The 6,644-nt window shown below is 49.7% G+C and carries 10 protein-coding genes; 9 read left to right on the forward strand and 1 reads right to left on the reverse strand.

Annotation, left to right across the window (positions count from 1 at the left end; translation table 11 throughout):
• Window positions 1–436: 436 nt before the first annotated feature.
• The 4 genes from QUA57_RS27800 (at window position 437) to QUA57_RS27810 (ending at window position 2,791) form a co-directional block, all read left to right on the forward strand.
• Window positions 437–1,162, forward strand: coding sequence for an alpha/beta fold hydrolase (locus QUA57_RS27800; RefSeq protein ID WP_015179731.1), 726 nt, complete (start codon window positions 437–439; stop codon window positions 1,160–1,162).
• A gap of 255 nt (window positions 1,163–1,417) precedes the next feature.
• Window positions 1,418–1,819 (forward strand): RidA family protein, encoded by a 402-nt coding sequence (locus QUA57_RS27805; RefSeq protein WP_015179732.1) that lies wholly within the window; start codon window positions 1,418–1,420, stop codon window positions 1,817–1,819.
• A 101-nt stretch (window positions 1,820–1,920) separates the two neighbouring features.
• Entirely contained in the window at window positions 1,921–2,046 is a 126-nt protein-coding gene (locus QUA57_RS28820; protein ID WP_397319751.1) for a DUF5996 family protein, read from the forward strand.
• Window positions 2,047–2,215: 169 nt separating this feature from the next.
• The gene (locus tag QUA57_RS27810; RefSeq protein ID WP_333065021.1) at window positions 2,216–2,791 is read left to right on the forward strand and encodes a TMEM175 family protein; all 576 of its coding nucleotides are present in this window, start codon (window positions 2,216–2,218) and stop codon (window positions 2,789–2,791) included.
• 127 nt (window positions 2,792–2,918) lie between these two features.
• Here QUA57_RS27810 and QUA57_RS27815 read toward each other — a convergent pair whose 3' ends face one another.
• A complete protein-coding gene (locus QUA57_RS27815) occupies window positions 2,919–3,155 on the reverse strand; it encodes a hypothetical protein (protein ID WP_333251502.1) in 237 nt (78 codons plus the stop codon).
• Between QUA57_RS27815 and QUA57_RS27820 the strand changes: the two genes are divergently transcribed.
• The 5 genes from QUA57_RS27820 (at window position 3,138) to QUA57_RS27840 (ending at window position 6,602) form a co-directional block, all read left to right on the forward strand.
• A complete protein-coding gene (locus QUA57_RS27820; RefSeq protein ID WP_445304514.1) occupies window positions 3,138–3,947 on the forward strand; it encodes an extracellular catalytic domain type 1 short-chain-length polyhydroxyalkanoate depolymerase in 810 nt (269 codons plus the stop codon). The genes QUA57_RS27815 and QUA57_RS27820 overlap by 18 nt on opposite strands.
• Before the next feature lie 438 nt (window positions 3,948–4,385).
• Window positions 4,386–4,721 (forward strand): CPBP family intramembrane glutamic endopeptidase, encoded by a 336-nt coding sequence (locus QUA57_RS27825; protein WP_333065018.1) that lies wholly within the window; start codon window positions 4,386–4,388, stop codon window positions 4,719–4,721.
• Between the two features lie 28 nt (window positions 4,722–4,749).
• The gene (locus tag QUA57_RS27830; protein ID WP_333065016.1) at window positions 4,750–5,541 is read left to right on the forward strand and encodes a CPBP family intramembrane glutamic endopeptidase; all 792 of its coding nucleotides are present in this window, start codon (window positions 4,750–4,752) and stop codon (window positions 5,539–5,541) included.
• Window positions 5,542–5,711: 170 nt separating this feature from the next.
• Complete coding sequence (locus QUA57_RS27835) at window positions 5,712–6,212, forward strand: alcohol dehydrogenase catalytic domain-containing protein (RefSeq protein WP_333065015.1); 501 nt, start codon at window positions 5,712–5,714, stop codon at window positions 6,210–6,212.
• 18 nt (window positions 6,213–6,230) lie between these two features.
• Entirely contained in the window at window positions 6,231–6,602 is a 372-nt protein-coding gene (locus QUA57_RS27840; protein WP_333065013.1) for a zinc-binding dehydrogenase, read from the forward strand.
• Window positions 6,603–6,644: the final 42 nt, after the last annotated feature.

The raw sequence follows: 6,644 nt of genomic DNA on the forward strand, positions 1-6,644 counted from the left end.
GGCACATCTCTTGATGAAGTTATTCGTGCTTATTGTGCAGAAAGAGTGTCTCATACTTATTTGAAATGACTATATGTCGTAACGAAACACGACGAAGGTTAGACAGATCGAAGGGTTGCTCAATACCCGGAAGTTAAGGCTAGAACGGCAATTCTTCTTGGACGAGTTTGACTCGCTGAGTGCAAAGGCTCAACGTCAAGTAACCGACCTCGTTATAGATATCAAGCAGCGTCATCAAGCAGATCAATCTCGAGTTTTTAATAATGATCGCTGGTTGATCAGATTTCTGCTGAGATTGGCGACGAAATTTTAGGGCCACCTGGAACTTTACCTTCCGCTGCTACAGAAACGTAATGAATTCGTTGCAGATAGCAAAGGAGAAACTTTTAATGTCATTAGAACAGAATATTCATCCCGCATTGCAAGGAGTCATCCAATGTCAACCTTTGTCTTAGTTCACGGCTCGTGGCACGATGGTTCTGCTTGGAACGCGGTCATCCAACATCTAGAAGCGAAAGGTCATCAGGCTTTTGCTCCCACGATCGCGGGTCATGGTAAAGGCGTGAATAAAAACGTCAACCATGCTCAATGTACCCAGTCGATCGTCGATTACATTGTTGAGAAAGACTTAACCGATATTGTCTTACTTGGACATAGCTTTGGTGGCAGCATTATTGCCAAAGTTGCTGAAGCAATCCGCGATCGCATTCGACGGCTAATCTTTTTCAATGCCTTTGTCCTGAATGATGGTGAGAGCCTCAAAGACAACATCCCACCTGACACTCAAGCGTTACTCGACAATCTAGCGAGAGAATCGGACGATAATACGATAACGATGCCTTTTGAGATTTGGCGAGAAGTGTTTCTCAACGATGCTGACCTCAAACTGGCTCAATCCAGTTACACACAATTATCCCCTGAACCGTATCAACCATTGATTGACAAGCTGGACTTGAAGCAGTTTTACTCGCTATCGATTCCTAAAAGTTACCTCTACTGTACAGAAGATACTTGCCTGCCCCAAGGCGAGTGGGGTTGGCATCCCAGGATGTCTAGCCGCTTGGGGCTATTTCGGCTCGTGCAAATGCCGGGTGGTCATGAGGTGATGTTTTCTAACCCAGTCGGTCTAGCCGAAAAGATTATTGTCGCAGGGCGCGACTAGCCGCGACAGTTCATCACAGGTATTTGAGAAATCATCGTAAGAATCTGAAAGCAATCAGGTACTTCGACTCACCACACTTTAGAGATGCCGAGTTCCAGTAGACAACCTAGAGGCTCCATTACGCTCAGTCACTCCGGAAGCGATCGAGCGAGTTTTGGCAGCGGCACCCAAGTATGGCATCGAATTCATCGCGTGAATTAGATTACAAACCTCTTTTCTACATAATAAACACAACGTACTGAACAAAGGAACACAATGAAAAAGCCCGAGTTTTTTGTCACCCCCGGTTATGGGGAATATATGCTGAATAATTTGCATTACTCGCAAGCGGTAAAAATTGACAATCGCGTCGAGACATCCGGCCAAGGCGGCTGGGATGACAATCTGCAAATTCCCGAAGCGATCGCAGATGAGATTGCTCAGGCATTTCGGAACATAGAGCGAACCTTGGCAACTGCTGGTGCGAGTTGGGAGCATGTGGTTCACGTCAATTCTTACCATGTTGGCGGGTTTCCCCCAGAGGTTAATGATGTGATAGTCAGGCTATTTCGTCATTACATGCCCAACCACGCCCCAATTTGGACAGAGCTAGGAGTGGCGGCGCTTGGACTGCCAACGATGCGTGTTGAAATCCGCGTGACTGCAATTGTTCCGTGAATTTTGCACAAGCGGCAACGGGGTGATTCGGCGACTACGCCCAGGAGAAGGACGCGCCCCTAATTTCAGATTTCACATCAGCCTCAATCATTTGGCCCAGTTTGCCCTTAGCAGCTTGGCAGGATACCTATGCAACGCTCTTGCTTTTTTCCCAAAGCACCTATGAAGCAGCAGCCAACTTAGGGCATTGGGATCGAGTAGCCCTAGAGCGTTCCCCAACCGTGTAAGGCTAACAAATTGCAAACTGCTGAAGCGGATGGACTAGCGACCTTGATACAAAGTCTGAAGCGATCTGCTGTCACTTAGAGATACTAAATGGATAGTGGATAACCAAACAACCATTTTTGCAAACGGCAGTTATACAACACGGTAAGCAGACAAGGAGCATACCCAAAAATGGTTAAAGGTAGGTTAGAAGCATTCAGTGATGGGGTAATTGCTATTATTATCACCATTATGGTGCTGGAGTTAAAAACACCTCATGAGTCAGATTTAGCTGCACTACGTCCGCTGATTCCAACCTTTCTAAGCTATGTGTTGAGTTTCGTGCATGTTGGTATCTACTGGAACAATCACCATCACCTGTTTCAGGCAGTCCGACAAGTGAATGGTTCAACTTTGTGGGCAAACCTACATTTGTTGTTCTGGTTATCATTATTTCCCTTTGTCACCGCATGGATGGGTGAAAATCACTTTGCTGCGTTGCCTGTGGCGCTTTATGGTGTGGTTCTATTGCTGGCTGCGATCGCCTACTTCACTCTGATCCGCACACTTATTTTTCACCACGGTCAAGATTCCACACTTGCGAACGCTCTTGGTTGGGATTTTAAAGGCAAGTTATCGGTATTGATTTATGCAGTTACCATTCCACTTGCTTTTGCAACCCCTTGGCTTGCATGTGCATTATACGTTCTGGTTGCAGTCCTGTGGCTCATTCCCGATCGCCGTATTGAAAAGACGTTGAACTCATAAATGGTATTTGCTGGCACGGGCTGAATTTTCAGCACAAGGATGAAAGGAATCGATCGCTATGAAAATTTTTTCTGATCACCCGCAAGAACGAAATCTGGACGAAGTGTTCGAGTCCGATCAATCGCGGTCAGACCTTCCTCGTAGGCGACGGCGATCGCTCTGGATCACCTCTAGTATCCTCGTCACAGGTGCGATCGCCATCGGCATCGTCACTGCGGCTTTCCAGTTTGGGCTGCCCTGGTGGATGCAGGCAGGAGACCACAATCATGTGTACTAAAGCGATATCGGTTCTCTGCGTTACCAGGTTCACCTTCCGCCTCAGTTTGATGGCACAATCAAACTGCCAGTGATCATGGCGATTCACAGCTGCGGAATGACGGGTTACGGATGGAACTCAATGAAGTCCACAACGCAGTTCAACCGCTTGGCTGACAGCGAAGGCTTCATCGTTGTCTACCCGACACAACGGATGTTTCGCAACATGATCAATTGCTGGAACTCGACTGACCCACGAGAGCAGCACCGCTACAGCGGAGAACCGGCGCTTCTCGCTGGCGTTGCCCAACAGGTGGTCGAGGCGTACAATGCAAATCTAGCACAAGTACATGTCGCCGGTGCCTCATCGGGTGCGGGTGCTGCCGTTATTCTCGCCGTGACCTACCCCGATGTCTTCGCAACGGTGACATCGGTTGCAGGGGGCGAGTACGGACTGAACCAGGTGAACCCGGACAACCCTAATTCCACGCCACCAGACTACACTGCACGTCAGGCGTGGTCGCAGATGGGCGATCGGGCGCGGCAGGTGCCACTACTCGTCATCCAAGGTGAGGAGGATGCCGTCGTTCCGCCCCTCGTTGCCACTCGGCTGGTTGCACACTGGACTGCGGTAAGTGATTTTGTTGATGACGATCTGCTTAACGACAGCCTGAACCTACTCAAAAAGACGACAACGGTGCCTTCAGAACAGGGCAAGCATTCGTACACCCACACTACCATCACTGCGCCGGACGGTTCATCTCTCATTGAGTCGTATCTCGTCCAGGATATGGGACATATCTGGCCGGGACCTGCTGGAGACGGCATTTATATCGATCATGCCGGTCCCGATGCCAGTGCCATTATCTGGAATTTTGCCAAGCGCCATCCGAAGTCGTAGTCAGTCGGGGCAACGTTTTGAAAGGAGTTCATCATCATGTCTCAAGGTTCTTCTAACCACTCGCCGGACTTAGGAAAGACTGCTGTATCCTCATCCCAACCCACCAAGGTTCCCCGTCCAGGCTTGCCTGAATGCATTGTTGGTCTTGTCGTCCTTTTCGTAGTTGGGTTTGTGAGCCGCCCACAACTCTCGCGACTCGGACTCGATCCCGTAGTTTCCGGACTGATCTTCACTGCCCTGTCTGGTATCGCTGGCATCGCCGGGTTTGCAGCCGCTGTGTTGCTCCGCATCCGTTCCCTCAGACCCTTCGGCGTTCGTCGAACCTCCCGGCGGTGGCTCCAGATCGGAGTCGGAGTCGGACTGGTCGCCTTCGTCCTCAAAGGACTGGCGGTTCTGGTCTGGATTCAGATCACTGGGAACACCGAAAACATCCAGGGTGTGTACGCCCAGGGTGGCAGTGGCGGAGCGCTATCCCTGGTTCTGGCTACGGTGTTTTTTGGTTTTCTCACACCCCTTGGCGAGGAGTTGCTCTTCCGAGGTGTGATCACTACTGTTTTGCTCCGCTACAGTCGTCCGGCGATCGCAGTCGTGGGCAGCACCTTGATCTTCGCCCTCGCTCACGGCATCAATATCGTCTTTCCTGCGGCGGTGGTAGCAGGTCTTGCCACTGCCGAAATCTACCGCCGTAGTGGATCAGTCTGGACTGCTGTTGTCGTTCACGTCGTTTTCAACTTGCCCACAATTCCGGTGATGATAGCTGCTGGCATGGGCTGATAGGACGGATCATCTGGAGATTAAGCCAATGGCAATTTTGAAACAATTCGGCATTTTATTTGTATTGGGTAGTGTGGGAATTGTGATGTCTACGATCGCGTCTATTCCTTTAGTCGAGCAACAGTTAGCGAAACTGTCTCCAGAAACACTGGAAAAAGTGCCTCCATTGTGGATTTTAATGCTTCTGCAAGGACTACAGTATTCAATTCTACTGGCAATCAGCATTCTAATCGGAATTGGTTGTGCCTATCGTGTTGGATTACGCTCCCATTTGATTGAGCATTGGGTGTTTCACATCGCTAAGTCTCCATCTTTTGCCGTTGAGATGCAATGGAGCTTGGGTGTAGGTGTAGCGGCGACGATCGTTCTCTTGTTGCTCGATCGGTTGATGCAACCTGTCCTACCTGAAGCGCTACAGGCATCCAATAACACAGAACCAAATTGGCTGAGTTCACTTACAGCAATGCTTTATGGCGGCATCACTGAGGAAATTTTGATGCGCTGGGGTTTAATGTCGCTGCTTGTTTGGATTGCGTGGAAAGGTCTAAAACAAGGCGTTACGTTGCCAGGTCAAGGGATTTACCAGGGTGCGATCGTTCTAGCCGCGTTGGTATTTGGACTACTACACCTGCCCGCAACTGCCGCGATCGTTTCCCTCACTCCAGTTGTGATTATTCGGGCGTTGTTACTGAATGGAATTGTGGGGATTGCGTTTGGCTGGCTCTTTTGGAAATATTCGCTAGAAGCTGCAATGTTAGCCCATATCAGCTTTCATGCCTTTTCCTTTGCTCTTAATCTTTTGCTGGCAAGATTTGTCTAAGTTTTTTTCTAAAGTGATTTCACGATTGCTTCACCCTAAACCGATCCACTAGCTATATCACGGGACAACCCTTAGCGATCTAGCGATCGATGGTGGATATACAGCGAGTTGATTGAAACAGTTCTATCTAGAACATAAAACTATAGCCCTCTACACACAAGGATATTGCAATGCGTAGACTCGTAAGTTCACCAGATGCCGTTGGCAACCTCACCTTTCAAGACACTGAAGTTCCTACTCCGAATGCTAACGAGTGCTTGATTCGCGTCAAGGCATTTTCGATGAATCGGGGCGAACTGAAGCGATCGCAAAATGATCCACTGGGCACTCCAATTGGCTGGGATATCGTTGGCGTTGTTGAACAAACAGCACAAGACGGCAGTGGTCCACCCACAGGGACAGAAATTGTTGCCCTCTCCATCCGCTCGGAGGGCTGGGCAGAATATGTAGCAATTTCGACTCGCTTTCTAGCTATCATTCCCCAGGGCTTATCACATACCGATGCCGCTACACTGCCCGTCGCAGGGTTAACAGCACTGTATGCAGTGGAAAAGGGATCTCGTTTACTAGGAAGTCGGGTGCTGATCACAGGGGCAACAGGGGGAGTGGGACTCTTCGCCATGCAGCTTGCTCGGATGATGGGAGCCAGCGTCGTTGCCCAAATTCGTTAGCCAGCGCAAGAAGCATTTGTGCGAGATTACGGCGCGGATGAAGTGGTGGTGACCGAGACTGGGCAAGAAGCCGAGCAGTTCGCGCCTTATCGACTGATTGTCGATGGAGTAGGAGGTGAATTGGTCGGGAAGCTAACTGCGTTTTTGGCTCAAGGAGGCACCTGCGTTTGTTATGGCAGTAGCAGCGGCAACGAGATGAAGCTGTCCCTGGCAGACTTCTATTTCGAGAATGGAGGACAGCGCACGCTTTACGGGTTCACGCTGTACACCGAAGTAGAGCTAGAAAGTGCTAGTTCTGGGCTGGCTCGTCTGCTGAGGTTGGTTGAGCAGGGGCGGCTCAAAACGCACATCGATCGCAATACGGTTCAGTTAAGGCTCAAACCCTGGTAAATTAGGTATTGTTTCCAAAAATGGAGAGTAAGTTAGCGTGCA

It is taken from the genome of Microcoleus sp. Pol7_B2 (genome assembly GCF_036701035.1).
In the GTDB taxonomy this organism is placed as follows: Bacteria; Cyanobacteriota; Cyanobacteriia; order Cyanobacteriales; family Microcoleaceae; genus Microcoleus.

What these genes read in the sequence shown, in the direction of transcription:
- QUA57_RS27830 (WP_333065016.1), top strand. Translation starts at nt 4,750, where the DNA reads ATGGCAATTTTGAAACAATTCGGCATTTTATTTGTATTGGGTAGTGTG.
- QUA57_RS27810 (WP_333065021.1), top strand. Translation starts at nt 2,216, where the DNA reads ATGGTTAAAGGTAGGTTAGAAGCATTCAGTGATGGGGTAATTGCTATT.
- QUA57_RS27800 (WP_015179731.1), top strand. Translation starts at nt 437, where the DNA reads ATGTCAACCTTTGTCTTAGTTCACGGCTCGTGGCACGATGGTTCTGCT.
- QUA57_RS27835 (WP_333065015.1), top strand. Translation starts at nt 5,712, where the DNA reads ATGCGTAGACTCGTAAGTTCACCAGATGCCGTTGGCAACCTCACCTTT.
- QUA57_RS27805 (WP_015179732.1), top strand. Translation starts at nt 1,418, where the DNA reads ATGAAAAAGCCCGAGTTTTTTGTCACCCCCGGTTATGGGGAATATATG.